Here is a 15,681-nt window from a genome sequence, read left to right as displayed (position 1 = left end):
GCGTTCATGGGTTCGCTCGTAGGGTTCCGCTTGGATCTGCTCCGATGCTTGCTTCTGTAAGAGTTGGTTCAAAAACGACTGCATGAGAGATGGAGCCAGTTTGCCATGTGTTGTAAGCAGTTGGTGTAATTCTTCTGCGGAAAGGGTAAGATGGAAGTGAGTCATTTCGATTCCTCCTTGGGATATTGTTGTAGACAAACTCCATGATTCCCAAAAAGAGGATTGAAATGACTCTTCCTATTTCAGATCCTTTTTACACATAATACCGGACACAACTAAGGAATCGGAAAACTGATGCTCCGCTCGCTGATTGGGCTGGCCAGCCGCTTGGAGGGCCTGGAGCAAATCGTGTTGTCGGTGACCGCCCATAACGAAACTGCCAAGAAACTGTACGACAGCCTGGGATTTCAAGTGTTCGGACGGGAACCGCGTGCCTTGCGGGCGAACGGGGAGTATTTCGACGAGGAGCACCGCGTGCTGTTGTTGAATATTGTCAAACTGGACGGCGAATGGTAACCTGTTGATAGAATATTTTGATATCTTGTAGGGAGGCGGAACCGTGCAAGAAAAACTGTCTTTCCTGGAGCGCTACAAACAGGATCATCAGCATCCGGTGAACAAGCTGACACACGCAATCGGCATCCCGCTGATCGTCGTCTCGCTGCCGCTGTTTTTCTGGAACTGGCAGTGGGCGCTCGCACTGTTTGTCATCGGCTGGATCTTCCAGTTTGTCGGCCATTACTTTGAAGGCAATCCGCCGTCATTCCTGAAAAATCCCATTTTTCTGCTGGTCGGCCCGTGGTGGATCGTCAAACGGTTCTGGGGATTTGTGACCGGGAAACCTTTAAAGTGACACAGCTGTTGTCGATTGCAGGAGGCATGCTCAAATGGGCATGCCACTTTGTTTTTCAGGAAATACTACCCATCAGCCAGCTGCCGGCTGTGTTATGGGGCGGTATCCCACACCGAAAGGGGGCGATTGGGCCGCGTGGTGACAGCCGGGAAGGAGGATGCAGATGCGCAAAGCGGAAAAATTGGCCGGGCTGCCTCCCTACATTTTTGCCCAACTGGATGAGAAAGTGTATCAAATGCGGGAAGCCGGCAAAACGGACATCGTCGATTTCGGCAAGGCGGATCCCGATCATCCGACACCGGCGGAAGTGGTGAAACGGCTGCAGGAAACGGCCGCCGATCCGGAAAACCACCATTATCCGGCGTTTCGTGGGTCGCTGTTTTTTCGGGAGAAAATCGCCGCCTGGTACAAGGAACGGTTCGGCGTCGAGGTCGATCCGGAAAAAGAGGTGCTCGCCCTGATCGGTTCGAAAGAAGGGCTGTTTCACATTTCGCTGGCCTACATTTCGCAGGGGGATGTCGGGCTGGTGCCCGATCCGGCGTTTCCGGCCTACAACGACGGGGTGTTTTTTGCCGGCGGCCAGGTGTACCGCATGCCGCTGACGAAAGAAAATCGGTTTCTGCCGGATCTCGGCGCGATTCCGGCGGAGATCCGGAAACGGGCGAAATTGCTGTTTCTCAATTACCCGAACAACCCGACCGGCGCGTTGGCATCCGCCGATTTTATCGAACATACGATCCGGTTTGCGCGGGAGAATCAGGTGATCGTCTGCTACGACAACGCCTATTGCGAGATTACATACGAGGGGGTACGTGCCCGCAGTTTCCTGGAATATGAGGGTGCGAAACAGGTCGGCGTGGAATTTTTCACGTTTTCGAAAGCGTTCAATATGGCGGGCTGGCGGCTGGGGGCTGCCGTCGGGAACGCGGAAGCGATCCAGTCGCTTTTGGTGGTACAAAGTCACATCAACTCGGGCGTGTTCGCGCCGATTCAGTTTGCTGGCGCAACGGCGCTCACCGACGTGTGGCACAGCCGGTTCGGCGACGAGATGCGGCGGGAGTACCAGCGGCGGCGGGATTACGCGATCGGCAAGTTCCAACAGATCAACTGGGATGTTCACAAACCGCAAGGCGCCGTCTATCTTTGGGTGCCGGTTCCCGGCGGAATGACGTCGCTTGAGTTTGCCAACCGGCTGCTGGACGAGTATTCGGTGGTGGTGGCACCCGGTACCGCGTTTGGCGAGACGGGTGAGGGGTACGTGCGGGTGTCGTTGACCACCGCCTACGAAAATGTGGTCAAGGGAATCGATCGGTTGTGCGAGGCGATCTGGAAGTGGGCCTGAGCGGGCCAGTCGGGCGGCGGTCTGGTTGGGCGGCGGCCCGGTCGATTTTGCGGCATGGGAGGTGAACGGTTGATGCATTCGTTTTGGGGGTTCATCGATACGATCCGGATGGAGATTTGGCTGGCGCTGATTTTTGTATTTCATCTGCTGCTGTATCTGGCGTTGCGCACGCCGCGCGGGGTTCTCGTCGCCTTGCTGGCGACCGCGGTTTACGGCGTGTTGATCGCCATACTGAAAGCGATCGCGAAACGGAAACGGCAGGAGATGTGACTGCCACCCGAATTGCCGGGTGGTTCTTTTTTGTTTTGTGGTACAATCATTCTCGTAGCAAAAATAAGTTGAGTGGAGAACGGAGGAATGATGGTTGAAACGGTGGATTTTGCTGATCGGCGACCTGCTGATGCTGATTCTGTTTGCGTTTATCGGGCAATCGGAACACAAGACGTTCACCACGCTGGGCGGAACGCTGAAAACGGCCGCTCCGTTTATGATCGCGTGGGGTGTGGTTGCTCTCATTTTTGGTCTGTACAACATGCGTCATTACGAAACGTTTGCGGCGATGTTCAAACGGACATTGCCCGTTTGGGCAATCGCCATCCCGGCCGGTTTGGCGCTGCGGGCACTCTTTTTGGGAAAGGGGATTAAGGTGCCGTTTCTTGTAGTGGCAATGATCTCGACGTTTGTGCTGCTGTTTGTCTGGCGGTTCCTGTTCACCTGGCTGGCAAGGTGGCTGAACACGTAATTTGTAGGAGAAAAGGCTTGCCTGTGTGGGTACCCAAAATTCGTAGTGTTGTACTCCATGTTGCCGAGCGCATGGATCGACCAGTCTCGAATGCGCCGCCTGATGGCGTGTTCGAGACCCGCTTGCCTGCCTCAGCGGAGGACTGCAAGAGTACGGTAAAGCGTATTATTATGTAAGTGGGTGCGATCTGCCATGTTAAAAGGTGGATTGCCTACCGTCCGGTCGGAAGATGGTGCCGGAAGTAGGACGAAGGATCGTAGACTGTAAACCAATAGGCGCAAGAGGAGAGGGGAGAGCGAAATGTACGAGACCGTTTTGTTTGAGAAAGCGAATCAATTGGCGACTGTCACACTCAACCGGCCAGAAGTGTTCAATGCGTTCAATCTGCAGATGCATGAAGAACTGTTTGACGCGCTCAACCGCGCGGCGGAGGACGCGGACGTACGTTGTATCCTGCTTCGCGGCAACGGGCCAGGATTCAGTTCGGGAGCGGATCTGAAAAGCGTCAGCGCGGAAGATGTGGCTTCGCTCGACCACGGGGCTTATCTGCAGCGGACGTACAACCGGTTGCTGCTTCGGATGGCGGAGCTCGAAAAGCCGATTGTCGGCGCTTTGCACGGCCCCGTGTTCGGTGCGGGACTCGGAGTGGCGCTGGCTTGCGATTTGCGGATCACAGCGGCAAGCACCACGTTTTCCATGGCGTTTGTAAAAATCGGTCTGATGCCGGACGCGGGCAGCCATTTCTTCCTGCCGCGGATCGTCGGGCTCAGCCGCGCCATGGAATTGGCGATGTTCGGCGATTCGATCGGCGCCGAGGAGGCGCTGCGGATCGGGCTGGTTAACCGGGTGGTGGCGGACAGCGAGTTTGCCGGGGAAACGCAACGGTATGCGGAGCGGCTGGCCCAATCTCCGACGACGGCACTCGGGCTGATCAAACGGACGATGTACAAGAGCTTCGAAAACGATCTGGCGACGATGCTGGAAGCGGAGGCGGCCGGGCAGACGATCTGCGGCAAGACGGCCGATCACCGGGAAGGCGTCACCGCGTTTTTCGAGAAGCGGAAACCGAATTTTGTCGGAAAATAGGAACATGGTCACTGGCATGCCGGGCGGCATGCCTCTTTTTGATGGCAATACCGGCCAGCAGGAGGGGGAATCGCACGCGCGATGGCGATGGAACCGGCCGTGTTGCTGTTTGACGAGCTGACCTCCGCCCTCGACCCGGAGTTGGTGGGCGAAGTCCTGAAAGTGATGAAAGAGCTGGCGCAGGAAGGGATGACGATGGTGGTCGTCGCCCACGAGATGAACTTCGCCCGTGAAGCGGCCGACAAGGTCGTGTTTATCGACCGGGGCGTGAATATGGACATACGAATTCACTTTCTACATACTATAACTTTTATTCCATCGTTCTTCCTCACAGAAAACGCCTTAGAGGAATCGCTGTGAATAAGTTTTTCTATAATTCATTGGGATTATATTAATAGTTTTTGTGTATTATATAGTTGAAAAACATAAAACATTCTGTATAATTGTTTTTGTAGATAGGATATCATAAGTAATGTGGATACGGGGTTATTGAAATTGAAAAAATGGTTCTTTCTCAAGCTATGAGAGCCGGTGATCACCCTTGACACAACCACCGGTTTCAGTGCAAACTAATAAAAAATCGAAAAACGATTTGTCATAACTTCTATCCAGAGTGGTGGAGGGATCTGGCCCGATGAAACCACAGCAACCGGTGTGCGCACACGGTGCTAATTCCAGCAGAACGCGTTCTGGAAGATAGGAGGAGCCAACTGTGAACGTTCAGCCCTCTCGGATCCGGAGAGGGCTTTTGATCATGGACGATCAACTCGGCGTTGCCTGCACGGATGCAGGCGCTTTTAGCCGAGTTTCCTTTTCAGGTGAGAACGATTGGGATTTGACGGGGAGAGGGGAACCGAACATGAGCAGCGAGACGGGAAAGGTGTCGCAACATCCGATATTGGAACAAATGAAGAAAAAAATCCTGATTCTCGACGGCGCGATGGGCACGATGATTCAGCAGGCCGGTCTGACGGCGGCCGATTTTGGCGGGGAAGCGTACGAGGGGTGCAACGAGTACCTGAACATCATGCGGCCGGATGTGATCCGCCGCATTCACGAGCAGTATCTGGATGCCGGGGCGGATATTATCGAGACCAACACGTTCGGTGCCACCCGGCTGGTGCTCGCCGAATACAACCTGGAGGAGCGGGCGGACGAGATCAACCGGGCGGCGGCAAGGCTGGCGGTGGAGGCGGCAAAAAAATACTCGACGCCGGAATGGCCCCGTTTCGTAGCTGGAGCGATGGGACCGACCACCAAGACGTTATCGGTGACGGGCGGCACGACGTTTGAAAAATTGGTGGAAAATTATTACCAACAGGCGAAAGCGCTGATTCAGGGCGGCGTCGATGTGCTGCTTTTGGAAACGGCACAGGACACGCTGAATGTGAAAGCTGGCGGCATCGGGATTCAAAAAGCGTTTGCGGAGCTGGGCGTCCGCTTGCCCCTGATGCTGTCCGGCACGATCGAACCGATGGGCACCACGTTGGCAGGCCAGAATATCGAATCGTTCTACATCTCGCTCGAACACCTGAAGCCGATTACCGTCGGGCTGAACTGCGCAACTGGGCCGGAATTCATGCGCGACCATTTGCGGACCCTGTCCGAACTGGCGCAGTGCGGGGTCAGTTGCTATCCGAATGCCGGGCTGCCGGATGAGAACGGCCATTACCACGAATCGCCGCAAGCGCTGGCGAAAAAAATGGCCGGTTTCGCTGAGCTCGGTTGGCTGAACATTGCGGGGGGCTGCTGCGGGACGACACCGGAGCATATCCGGGCGTTGGCGGAAGCGTTGAAGGACTACAAGCCGCGGCAACCGGCGTGCGGCCACCTGCCGGCTGTCTCTGGAATCGAAACCGTCTATCTGGAGGCGGACAACCGCCCGCTGTTGGTGGGGGAACGGACCAATGTCATCGGATCCAAGAAGTTCCGGACGTTGATCGCCAGCGGATTGTATGAGGACGCGGCGGAAATCGCCCGGGCCCAGGTAAAAAAAGGCGCGCATATCATCGACATCTGCCTGGCCGACCCGGACCGGGACGAGTACGGCGATATGGAAAAATTCCTGCCGTTTGTCGTCAAAAAAATAAAAGTGCCGTTGATGATCGATTCGACCGATGCGCGGGTGATCGAACTGGGATTGAAACATTCGCAAGGGAAGGCGATCATCAACTCGATCAACCTGGAGGACGGGGAAAAGCGGTTCGCGGAGGTGGCGCCGCTGATCAACCGGTACGGGGCGGCGGTGGTGGTCGGAACGATCGATGAGCAGGGGATGGCGGTGACGCGCGAGCGAAAGCTGGAAATCGCCAAACGATCCTACGATCTGTTGGTCCACAAATATGGCGTCCATCCGCAAGACATTATTTTTGATCCGCTTGTGTTTCCGGTCGGCACGGGCGATGAACAGTATATCGGAGCGGCCCCGGAAACGGTGGAGGGCATCCGCCTAATCAAGCGGGAACTGCCGGAGTGTGCGACGATCCTTGGGATCTCCAACGTATCGTTCGGGTTGCCGCCAGCCGGTCGCGAAGTGCTGAACGCGGTGTTTCTCTATCACTGTACGAAAGCGGGTCTCGACTATGCAATTGTGAACACGGAAAAGCTGGAGCGCTATGCGTCGATTCCGGAAGAGGAGCGGCGGCTGGCGGAAGAGCTGCTGTTCCATACGAATGACGAGACTCTTGCCCGATTCACCGCTTTTTACCGGGAGAAAAAGACGGCCCAGGTGAAGGAAGTGTCCAGCCTCAGCCTGGAAGAACGGTTGGCGAACTATGTGGTGGAAGGCAGCAAGGACGGCCTGATTGACGATCTGAACGAGGCGCTGACCCGGTATGCGCCGCTTGAGATCATCAACGGCCCGCTGATGAAAGGGATGGAGGAAGTTGGCAGGCTGTTCAACGACAACCAGTTGATCGTCGCGGAAGTGCTGCAGAGTGCGGAAGTGATGAAAGCGGCGGTCGCCTATCTGGAACCGTTCATGGAGCGGGCGGAGGCGGCCGTCAAAGGGAAGATTTTGCTCGCGACCGTCAAGGGAGACGTGCATGACATCGGCAAAAATCTGGTCGAGATCATCCTGTCGAACAACGGCTATCAGGTGATCAACCTGGGGATTAAGGTACCGCCTGAACAGTTGATCGAGGCCTATCGCAAGGAGAAGCCGGATGCGATCGGCCTGTCCGGGCTGTTGGTCAAATCGGCGCAGCAGATGGTAACGACCGCCCAGGACCTGCGGGCAGCGGGCATTGATGTGCCGATTCTGGTCGGCGGCGCCGCTCTCACCCGTAAGTTCACGCACACGCGGATCGCGCCGGAGTACAACGGGCTGGTTCTGTACGCGAAAGATGCGATGGACGGGCTGGAACTGGCCAACCGGTTAAGCGATGAAGAGCAGCGGAAAGCGTTGATTCAGGAGTTGCGGGACATCCAACAATCGTATGTGATGGAAGCGGGCAAAGGCGGGACGGACGGCCGGGCGGAAGCAGCGCCGGCGGCCGGGCGGTCGAATGTCAACCGGGACGCACCGGTGTTTGTCCCGCCCGATTTTGAACGGCATGTGCTGCGCGATTACCCGATCTCGTTCCTGCAGCCGTATTTGAACCTGCGGATGCTGTTGGGAAAGCACCTGGGCGTGAAAGGAAACGTCGAGCAGTTGCTAGCGGAAGGGGATCCGAAAGCGGCCGAATTGATGGGCGTGATCGACCGGCTGATGCGGGAAGCGAAGGAGCAGGGAATCATCCGGGCACACGGAATGTACCGGTTTTTTCCGGCGCAATCGGCGGGCAACGACATCCTGATCTATGATCCGCAGGATCATTCGAAGGTGATCGAGAGGTTCTCGTTCCCGCGGCAGAAGCAGGCTCCGTACCTTTGCCTGGCCGATTTTCTGAAACCGGTGGACAGCGGGGTGATGGATTATGTCGGCTTCCTGGTCGTGACGGCAGGCAAAGGCGTCCGAGAACTGGCAAATGAATGGAAAGACAGGGGCGATTACCTGCGGTCGCATGCGATTCAGGCTTTGGCGTTGGAGTTGGCGGAAGCGTTCGCCGAGCGGATTCACCAGATCATGCGCGATGTGTGGGGATTCCCCGATCCGCCGGAGATGACGATGCAGGAGCGGTTTGGCGCCCGCTATCAGGGGATTCGCGTGTCGTTCGGCTACCCGGCTTGTCCGAACCTGGACGATCAGGTGCAATTGTTCCGCTTGATGCAACCGGAAGATATCGGTGTGCATCTGACGGAAGGCTGCATGATGGACCCGGAAGCGTCCGTTTCAGCGATGGTGTTCGCCCACCCGGAAGCGAGATACTTTAATGTTGAGTAAAACATGGGAAGCAAAGCCGCACAGCAGACAGAGTGCCATGATGCACTCTGTCTTTTTTAGTGGCAGACTTGTCGGCAGATACTAGGAAAGTCAAACGGGGTTGACGAATTTTATCGAATTTTATATTTCCTTCCATTTGACAATCGAGTATAATTAACACTAGGGGAAACCGATCATTGCGCAATCATTTTGCAATCGATGAAGTTGGCAGTGGGGGAGGATAGGCTTTCGGTGGCTCAATTTCGTTACAGAGCTGTCAACCGTGCCGGAAAGAACTTGCGCGGATACATAGAAGCCGCCGATCAGGTAGCTGCTGCCGCCGAATTACGCAAGCAGGGACTGTTTCCGACGCAACTTTCGCCGAGGGCCGAGGCTGGCCTCAAGCGGCAGATCAACGTTCGGTTGCTTGCGGGCGGGCGCGTGAAGCTGCAGGAATTTGCGCCTTTCTGCCGCCAGTTTGCCACTCTGATCCGCGCCGGTGTTTCCGTTACCCAATCGCTTCAGGTGTTGGCCGAACAGACGGAAAACCGGCTTTTGAAGAAAGCGCTGCATGCAGTCGAGCAGGACGTCCGGCAAGGAATGTCGCTGCAGGAGTCGTTCGCCAAACACGAAAACGTGTTTCCCGAGATGTTTGTCCACATGGTCGGGGCCGGGGAATACGCCGGGCAACTGGAAACCATGTTGGACCGGATGGCGAACTTTTTCGAACGACAGCGCGTCACCTCACAAAAACTCGTTTCAGCTTTGATTTATCCAAGCATCGTGTTCTTGATCGCCATTGCGGTCAGCATTTTCCTGCTCATTTCAGTCGTGCCCACGTTTGCTGCGACGTTTGCGCAACAGGGCGTGGAACTTCCGTTACCCACAAGGATCACGCTGGGTATCAGCCATTTTCTTGTCCATCAATGGTATTGGGCACTCGCCGGTGTGATCGTGATCGCGCTTGCCGTCATCGGAGCGGTCAGCACGCAAACGGGACGCCTGTTTTGGGATACCCTCAAGTTTCGCGTGCCTGTGTTTGGAAAACTGTATCAAAAGGGTGTGATCGCCCGCTTCGCCCGCACCTTCGCCACGCTGGAAGCGAGCGCCGTGCCGATTTTGGACCAGCTTGAGCTAATCCGCAAAATCATCGGTAACCGGCTGTTCGACAAGGCGGTGACGGAAGCGCAGCAAAACCTGCGGAAAGGCGAACGGCTGTCCGTTACGCTGGCAAAATACCCGCTGCTGTTTCCGGCAATGGTGACTCATATGGTGGCGGTCGGCGAGGAGACGGGGGAACTTGACGGTTTGATGGAAAATCTGGCCGGATTTTACGAATTGGAAGTGGTTGAGTTCTCTTCCCGTTTGAACGCTTTGCTGGAACCGTTGATGATTCTGTTTCTGGCAGTGGTGGTTGGCCTGATCATTTTGTCGATTTATTTGCCGATGTTTACCATGATCAACTTTGCGCAGTAGCTGCCCATGGTGCGATCCCGGTGGGCAGTGGAATAAAAAACATATGGGGAAAAGGGAGAGGAAGCAAGATGTGGAAAACAAAGGTGCAGACGGCACAAAACGTGACAGCGGAACTGCCCTTCGAACAAAAGCGCCGCAAACGCCAGGCAGGTCTTACGCTGGTGGAGATGATGGCGGTTGTCGTGATCCTGTCGATCGTTGGTGGGGTAGGATTCATTGCTGTGACCAAACAAATTGAAGACGCGCGGGTCAAGACAGATATGGCGAACATAAGAACGATTCTCAATGCCTCTCAAAGGTATATCATGGATCACCCCAGTCAAGCTGGTTCCCTGAATTATACCAATGGCGACACTGTACAAAATGTTCTCGTGAATCAAGGTTATTTGGCCGAAGAGCCAAAAGATCCATGGGATGCGGCTGTTTACACCATTACCGTAACATTGCCCAATCAATCCGCATCAGGAACGATCAAAGTTACAAGCCCACATACTTTGAGCAGTACTGGAGTCCAACAGTTCGTTCAAATTAACTACTAAGAACCCATAAGCTATTCGTGCCTCCACCCTGGTGGGGGCACTTCTCTAAATAGTGAAACTTCTATAGCGTACGAAAGTGTGAGTGCCATCAATACGATGCAAACAGGACTATTCGTTTTTTTGCTAGTGATATACGGACTCACAATCGGCTCCTTCCTGAACGTGGTGGCCTTACGCTTGCCTGCGGGGGAATCGATTGTCTACCCGCCCTCCCGCTGCCCGCGCTGTCACACGCGGTTGCGCTCGGCTGATTTGGTCCCGATTTTCAGCTGGCTGTTCTTGCGGAGCAAATGCCGTTATTGCCAGGCTTCGATCCACTGGCAGTATCCGGTGGTGGAAGCTGTGACGGGCATTCTCTGGGGCATGGTCGGGTGGCGGTACGGATGGTCGGGTGAAACGGTTTTTGGCCTTGTCTTTGTCAGTTTTCTTGTTGTGCTTTCGGTGATCGATTTGCACGAATTAATCCTGCCTGACGTACTGACATACCCGTTGCTCGGGGTTGCTCTGATTGCCCGCGCTTTTACGGGGGGGCATGCTTGGTGGAACTATCTGGCTGGTGGTGCATTAGGAGCGGGAATTTTGCTGCTGCTTGCATGGCTGAGTCCGTATCTGTTCGGTAAAGAAGGGATGGGTCTTGGCGATGTCAAACTGATGGCTGGCATCGGTATGGCGGTTGGGCTGGCTGGCAGTTTGGTTACTTTATTTATCGCGTCCTTTAGTGGGTTGCTGGCAGGACTTTTTTTGCGGTGGACGAACCAGTTACGGGAAGGCGGACATCTCCCATTCGGACCGTTCCTCAGTCTTGGTGCGGTGATCGCCTATCTGTGGGGAGATCCGCTTGTTCAATGGTATGCAAATCTGTTTGTATAACGGCGTGCTGCATGTTTAAAACGACGTGTTGTGAGACAGCCCGATTTCGTGGCTTTGTCGCCTTGGTGTGACTTGTGTCATTCGGGTGCAAATAGGGGCAAGACATTCTGTTTCTGGAGGATGGCGATGTTGCTTGCCAGAACGCAAGGGAAGCGGCGTAAGCAGGCAGGGTTCACGCTGGTGGAAGCGTTGGCAGCGTTAGCGCTGCTTGGCATTGTGCTAATCCCGATCCTCACGTTAAAAAGTACAGTGTTGCAATCGGACGTGTACAGCGGGAAACGAAGCCAGGCGATCGGGCTGGCGACCGCCATGCTGGAGTTTATGCAACCAGGCGCCGGTGGGGTTGCCTCCTCCTTTATTCTGACCAGTACCGTACAAGGGCCGGGAGGCGTCGACCAAAATGCGAGCATCAGCCAGCGGATTGACATGCCGCAACCTGGAAGTTTTACTGGCTGGCAGCCGCTGTATTACATGTCCGGGGCTGATACGGGCATGTCGTACAACATATCGGTTACTGACAGGGATGCACACTTTACGGAAGTCAAGGTGCAAGTGAAATATAAAGTTGGAATGCAGGAAAAACAGGAATCGCTCTGGACCATTTTTAAAAAGTAGGTGTAGTATTTTTGTGCCGAACCGGGAAAAAGGGTTGACTTTGCTGGAAACATTGGCCTCGCTTACGATCAGCCTGATGTTGCTGGGAATTCTGTTCACGCTTGTCCTTTCCTTGCTCAAGCAACAAAATGGCACAACCAATTACAATGCGGCGAAACAAACCGTTTTGCTGATCAGCGATACGCTGTCCGCTAAAGTAAAAGAAGCAACGGTGGTCAATGCCGATTGGACGGCAGCTTCGTTTAACTTCCAGCTTGACACGGGGAACGTTTTTACGATGACCCAGAATGCGGCCGACCCTTCCCTTTGGGATGTGGTTGTCCAAGACACGAGTGGCAACCGGGTTGCTTTGGGCAGCGTCGGTTTCTGTTGGGAAAACCGGCCGCAGGTGTCTCCGGCCAACTCGTTGAATCATCTGGTGTTTACGTTCTGGCAGACCTATGTGGACGATACCGGAAAGACGCAGAGATATATTTTGACAGCGGGTTACCACACGTCTGTGGTGCATTGAGTATCCTGGTCAAAGCGGGTGAAGAAGACGAGAATGGGGCAATACAAACGAGAGCATGGACATGTGCTGCCGATCGCGTTGATGCTGGTCGTTTTGTTGACCGTGCTGACACCCGCTTTGCTGTTTTTGAGCAGCAACGGTTTTTTCCACTCCAAGAAAAACAGCCAAAGCCAGCAAGCCCGCTTTTTGGCGGATGCGGCGTACCAGGCGGCTTTGCAAATCATTTATCGAGCGGCAAAAACGGCCGATACGTCACCGCCCTTTCCGTTAAACGCGACAAATGAATTGGACCTGATCAACCAGATCCGACAGATCCGCTCGTCTGCCGATACAACCGACAATGGCTCCTACCAGGTGACCGATCTGCCGGGAACCAGCAATCCGGAAATTCGCAACGGACAACGGATTTATTATTTGCAGGCGCAAGGCATGGCTGGGCCGGTTGTCTCCACGATCCAGTTCAAGCTGCTGTTTGCGCAGAATGTAAGCCAAATTATCGTGCCACCGGGCGGTTTTCCCAACCCTCCCGGCAATGTCAAGGATTTGATCGTATATGATCCAAACACTCGGCAGTACGCTCAAAATCAGCTTTCGACGGGACTTGGCTCAGCAGCCTATACACCGAATGTAACTTGCATGTCGTGTACGACACCGCAAGCTGTGGACAACATCATTCAATCCAACTTGAAATACGATCCGCTCGTGATCCGAGTTGGGACGATTTCGCTACGGAACAACACCACCTGGCAATGCAAACGGTCGGATGGCAAACGATTGGTGATTATGGCTGATCAGGTGGTTCTTGCCGACAATGTGTCATTAACAATGCAAGGAACCCTGATCAGTGAAAAGACTGTCTCATTCGGCAACAATTCCAACGTTCGCGTGGAAGGTGATTTGATCATCAAAAATGGAGATTTCGTGATCGAAAACAACAGCATGTGCACCGTTTCCGGCCAGCTGGCTGTCAGTTCCGACATCCGACAAGATAATCAGAGTGAACTAACGGTCTCTGGATGGCTGGCAGCCAGCCAGATACAAACCCGAAACAACGGGACTCTCAATGCGCTTGGCGGAGCTGCCATCGTCAATACCTTGGTTGTTCGGAACAATGCGGGCTGCATTTTTAACAACCAATTGATTGTCGGGGAAACCATCACACTGCAAAATAATGCATCCCTGAAACCAGGTTCCGGTTCCGGATCGGACGGGGCAAATGTTTCGTTCGTCGGTGTCCAAAAATTGTAACAGCAGGTTAAAGGAGCAAATCTATGTGGTTCTTACTGCAACGGCATACAGGAGTAGGCATCAGCCTCCAGGAAGACCGGATCGAGGTGGCGCAGGTCCGCGGCGGCCGCGGCATCGATGTGGTGGCCCATACGGTGATCCCGTTTGCCCAAGGCGTCTACGAGAACGGGCGGGTTCTTGACGTCGGACGGTTTGCTGCCGAACTGAGAAACGCGTTCGATGCATACGATCTCCCGAAAAAAGGGGTGACCGTCAGTCTGCCGTCTCCCGTCTCTTTTTTGCGGATGCTGGCGATGCCGAACGTCAACCGAAAACAGATGGAGTCGCTGCTGCAGTTTCAGATCCAGGATGAGATTCGGCTGCCGATTGCCGACCCGATCTACGATTTTGCTTATTATCCGCCTGCTTTCCAGGCGGCCGCCAACTCGCATGCGGCAGAAGGGGAGCCTGAGCAGGCGTGGATTCTGCTGGTTGCCGCGCCGCGGGATTTGGTTGATGCTTTGGTCAGAGGTTTTCGGGAAGCGGGGATTCGGCTGGCCGCGATCGAGGTGAAAGGGATGAGTATCCTGCGGGCGATCAAAGCGATCAACAGGCTGCCGGAAAAGGCGGCGATCGCGATCGAGTTTGGCGCGGAACGGGTGGACGTTCATGTTTATCAAAAAGGGGGATTGCTCACCACCCGGTCGCTGGATCTGAGAGCGGATGACTATGTCGAGCAATATGCGGACGGGGCGCTGCAGGAGGTGGCGGCGTCGCAGGAAGCAGACGGCCGGAGGTTGTCTGTTGCCGGCAGCGGCACTTGGCCGACAGGCCAAAGCAGTTGGCGCGCGTTGGACGACGACGGGCAGGCGGCCAGCCTGGATTCGTTTTCACGCGATTTAAGCTTTCAATTGCAACGGTCGATCTCATTCGTACAGTACTCCTTGAAGCAAAGAGATGTGGCGGTCGAGACCCTGTTTTTGGCGGGAGATGTTCCGAATCCGCGACGATTGGCGGAAAATCTGCACAACCAGTTGGATCTGCCGGTTGAGCACCTGCAAATTCCAGCCGTTCTTCGGCAGCCCGACGGACGGCCGCAAATGGTCAGTTTATCCGCAGCAGGCGCCGCGCTTAGGGGGTTCGTCTCGAATGCAGATTAATCTGTTGCCCATCCAGTCATCGTCTGTCACCGTCCGGACGATCGTACTGTCTGCCGCGGCAGGCGCGTTGTTGCTTGGCAATCTGGTGGCGGTCGGTGAGTGGTGGAGCTTTGCCGGCGAAAAGCGACAGGCACAGCAGACGTTGACCAGTCATAAAGGAGAACTGGCGAAGCTGCAGGAAAAAGCGGCACAGGTGGGAAAAGCGCAAGAATTGCAGCGGCAGTCACAAGCGCTGGAAAAATGGGCAGACAGCCGACCGCCGCTTGAGGATGAGGTACGTCTGCTCTCGTCGCTGCTGCCGCCCCGCAGTTATCTGACGGCCGTTCAGTACGACAGCACCGGATTGTATCAGGTGCAAGCTGAACTTCCCGACATGGAGTCGGTCGCCACCTACCTGTACGCACTGCAGCATAATTCGCGGGTTGCGGCTGTTAGCGTCAAATCTGTGATCCTACAGGAGAGCATACAGAATTCAGCGGGTACTAGCCCGGCGCAATCGTCCAGGTCTGGCAGCGTGTCGCTACACCAACCGGGAAGACAGAGTGGATCACAGGCATGGACGCCGCCGCCGAATGCAGCAAACACCTCGCCGACTCACAGGCAACTGGCCCAGGCTGCTTCATCTGCCGGCGGTGGAATCATCGGCCAACTGCTTTCGCTGCTTCCCTGGCATACGGAGGTCGCCCACGCTTCCAGCGACGGCGGATATGTCCCGCAACCGAACCCCGCTGCAGGCGGGTCGGGGAATCCCGGTACACAGCCTGTGCAAGGCGGCGCAGGCAGCGCAAGCGGAATCGGGAGCATGCAGGACGGAGCAGGCGGGCAGGTCGGTCCGCAGGGCGGAGTGAACAGTGCGGGCAGCCCGCAAAGCGGGGGGAGTGCGCCGCAAACGTCCGACGTTCAACCGGTACAACGCAATTACAAAGTAGAGATCGAGGTTACCATCGCCCGCTAACA

At 55.3% G+C, this 15,681-nt stretch carries 15 protein-coding genes, 1 pseudogene and 1 riboswitch; all 16 genes and pseudogenes read left to right on the top strand.

Annotation, left to right across the window (positions count from 1 at the left end):
- Positions 1-282: 282 nt before the first annotated feature.
- The 16 genes and pseudogenes from C230_RS19730 to C230_RS0107155 all read left to right on the top strand — a co-directional run bounded on the left by C230_RS19730 (position 283) and on the right by C230_RS0107155 (position 15,679).
- On the top strand, positions 283-516 hold the full coding sequence (locus C230_RS19730; protein ID WP_322786190.1) for a GNAT family N-acetyltransferase: 234 nt from the start codon (positions 283-285) through the stop codon (positions 514-516).
- 43 nt (positions 517-559) lie between these two features.
- Positions 560-853 carry an Mpo1-like protein gene (locus C230_RS0107225; protein ID WP_018131361.1) on the top strand — a complete coding sequence of 98 codons (294 nt, stop codon included), beginning with the start codon at positions 560-562 and terminating at the stop codon, positions 851-853.
- Between the two features lie 163 nt (positions 854-1,016).
- Complete coding sequence (locus tag C230_RS0107220; protein WP_018131360.1) at positions 1,017-2,195, top strand: aminotransferase class I/II-fold pyridoxal phosphate-dependent enzyme; 1,179 nt, start codon at positions 1,017-1,019, stop codon at positions 2,193-2,195.
- 72 nt (positions 2,196-2,267) lie between these two features.
- Positions 2,268-2,465 carry a hypothetical protein gene (locus C230_RS0107215; RefSeq protein ID WP_018131359.1) on the top strand — a complete coding sequence of 66 codons (198 nt, stop codon included), beginning with the start codon at positions 2,268-2,270 and terminating at the stop codon, positions 2,463-2,465.
- Between the two features lie 94 nt (positions 2,466-2,559).
- Positions 2,560-2,937 carry a DUF3054 domain-containing protein gene (locus tag C230_RS19725; protein ID WP_018131358.1) on the top strand — a complete coding sequence of 126 codons (378 nt, stop codon included), beginning with the start codon at positions 2,560-2,562 and terminating at the stop codon, positions 2,935-2,937.
- 300 nt (positions 2,938-3,237) lie between these two features.
- Positions 3,238-4,023: an enoyl-CoA hydratase/isomerase family protein gene (locus C230_RS0107205; protein ID WP_018131357.1), complete on the top strand. Its 786-nt coding sequence runs from the start codon at positions 3,238-3,240 to the stop codon at positions 4,021-4,023.
- A gap of 66 nt (positions 4,024-4,089) precedes the next feature.
- Positions 4,090-4,293, top strand: a pseudogene (locus C230_RS0107200) (ectoine/hydroxyectoine ABC transporter ATP-binding protein EhuA); the annotation flags it as partial.
- Between the two features lie 331 nt (positions 4,294-4,624).
- Positions 4,625-4,726: riboswitch (SAM riboswitch) on the top strand.
- Positions 4,727-4,882: 156 nt separating this feature from the next.
- Entirely contained in the window at positions 4,883-8,347 is a 3,465-nt protein-coding gene (gene metH / locus C230_RS0107195) for a methionine synthase (protein WP_018131355.1), read from the top strand.
- A gap of 231 nt (positions 8,348-8,578) precedes the next feature.
- On the top strand, positions 8,579-9,802 hold the full coding sequence (locus tag C230_RS0107190; RefSeq protein WP_018131354.1) for a type II secretion system F family protein: 1,224 nt from the start codon (positions 8,579-8,581) through the stop codon (positions 9,800-9,802).
- 68 nt (positions 9,803-9,870) lie between these two features.
- Positions 9,871-10,341, top strand: a complete 471-nt coding sequence (locus C230_RS21285) for a competence type IV pilus major pilin ComGC (protein WP_018131353.1) — start codon at positions 9,871-9,873, stop codon at positions 10,339-10,341.
- Positions 10,342-10,437: 96 nt separating this feature from the next.
- Positions 10,438-11,211, top strand: a complete 774-nt coding sequence (locus C230_RS0107180; protein WP_026174193.1) for a prepilin peptidase — start codon at positions 10,438-10,440, stop codon at positions 11,209-11,211.
- A 126-nt stretch (positions 11,212-11,337) separates the two neighbouring features.
- Complete coding sequence (locus C230_RS0107175; RefSeq protein WP_018131351.1) at positions 11,338-11,826, top strand: type IV pilus modification PilV family protein; 489 nt, start codon at positions 11,338-11,340, stop codon at positions 11,824-11,826.
- Positions 11,827-11,839: 13 nt separating this feature from the next.
- Positions 11,840-12,337: a PilW family protein gene (locus C230_RS0107170; RefSeq protein WP_018131350.1), complete on the top strand. Its 498-nt coding sequence runs from the start codon at positions 11,840-11,842 to the stop codon at positions 12,335-12,337.
- 33 nt (positions 12,338-12,370) lie between these two features.
- Positions 12,371-13,585, top strand: coding sequence for a hypothetical protein (locus tag C230_RS0107165; RefSeq protein ID WP_018131349.1), 1,215 nt, complete (start codon positions 12,371-12,373; stop codon positions 13,583-13,585).
- A gap of 23 nt (positions 13,586-13,608) precedes the next feature.
- Positions 13,609-14,724: a pilus assembly protein PilM gene (gene pilM, locus C230_RS0107160; protein WP_018131348.1), complete on the top strand. Its 1,116-nt coding sequence runs from the start codon at positions 13,609-13,611 to the stop codon at positions 14,722-14,724.
- The gene (locus tag C230_RS0107155) at positions 14,714-15,679 is read left to right on the top strand and encodes a PilN domain-containing protein (RefSeq protein ID WP_018131347.1); all 966 of its coding nucleotides are present in this window, start codon (positions 14,714-14,716) and stop codon (positions 15,677-15,679) included. The genes pilM and C230_RS0107155 overlap by 11 nt, the downstream gene beginning before the upstream one ends.
- The last annotated feature ends 2 nt before the right edge of the window (positions 15,680-15,681 follow it).

Origin of the sequence: Effusibacillus pohliae DSM 22757 (assembly GCF_000376225.1) — a bacterium.
Taxonomy (GTDB): domain Bacteria; phylum Bacillota; class Bacilli; order Tumebacillales; family Effusibacillaceae; genus Effusibacillus; species Effusibacillus pohliae.
Note: the sequence above shows the minus strand (reverse complement) of the source record. Positions and strands in the feature narration are given on the sequence as shown.

Bases quoted from the DNA above. Each gene is read 5' to 3' on its own strand.
- C230_RS0107220 (WP_018131360.1), top strand. From the start codon at position 1,017: ATGCGCAAAGCGGAAAAATTGGCCGGGCTGCCTCCCTACATTTTTGCC.
- C230_RS0107215 (WP_018131359.1), top strand. From the start codon at position 2,268: ATGCATTCGTTTTGGGGGTTCATCGATACGATCCGGATGGAGATTTGG.
- C230_RS0107205 (WP_018131357.1), top strand. From the start codon at position 3,238: ATGTACGAGACCGTTTTGTTTGAGAAAGCGAATCAATTGGCGACTGTC.
- metH (WP_018131355.1), top strand. From the start codon at position 4,883: ATGAGCAGCGAGACGGGAAAGGTGTCGCAACATCCGATATTGGAACAA.
- C230_RS21285 (WP_018131353.1), top strand. From the start codon at position 9,871: ATGTGGAAAACAAAGGTGCAGACGGCACAAAACGTGACAGCGGAACTG.
- C230_RS0107180 (WP_026174193.1), top strand. From the start codon at position 10,438: ATGCAAACAGGACTATTCGTTTTTTTGCTAGTGATATACGGACTCACA.
- C230_RS0107175 (WP_018131351.1), top strand. From the start codon at position 11,338: ATGTTGCTTGCCAGAACGCAAGGGAAGCGGCGTAAGCAGGCAGGGTTC.
- C230_RS0107165 (WP_018131349.1), top strand. From the start codon at position 12,371: ATGGGGCAATACAAACGAGAGCATGGACATGTGCTGCCGATCGCGTTG.
- pilM (WP_018131348.1), top strand. From the start codon at position 13,609: ATGTGGTTCTTACTGCAACGGCATACAGGAGTAGGCATCAGCCTCCAG.
- C230_RS0107155 (WP_018131347.1), top strand. From the start codon at position 14,714: ATGCAGATTAATCTGTTGCCCATCCAGTCATCGTCTGTCACCGTCCGG.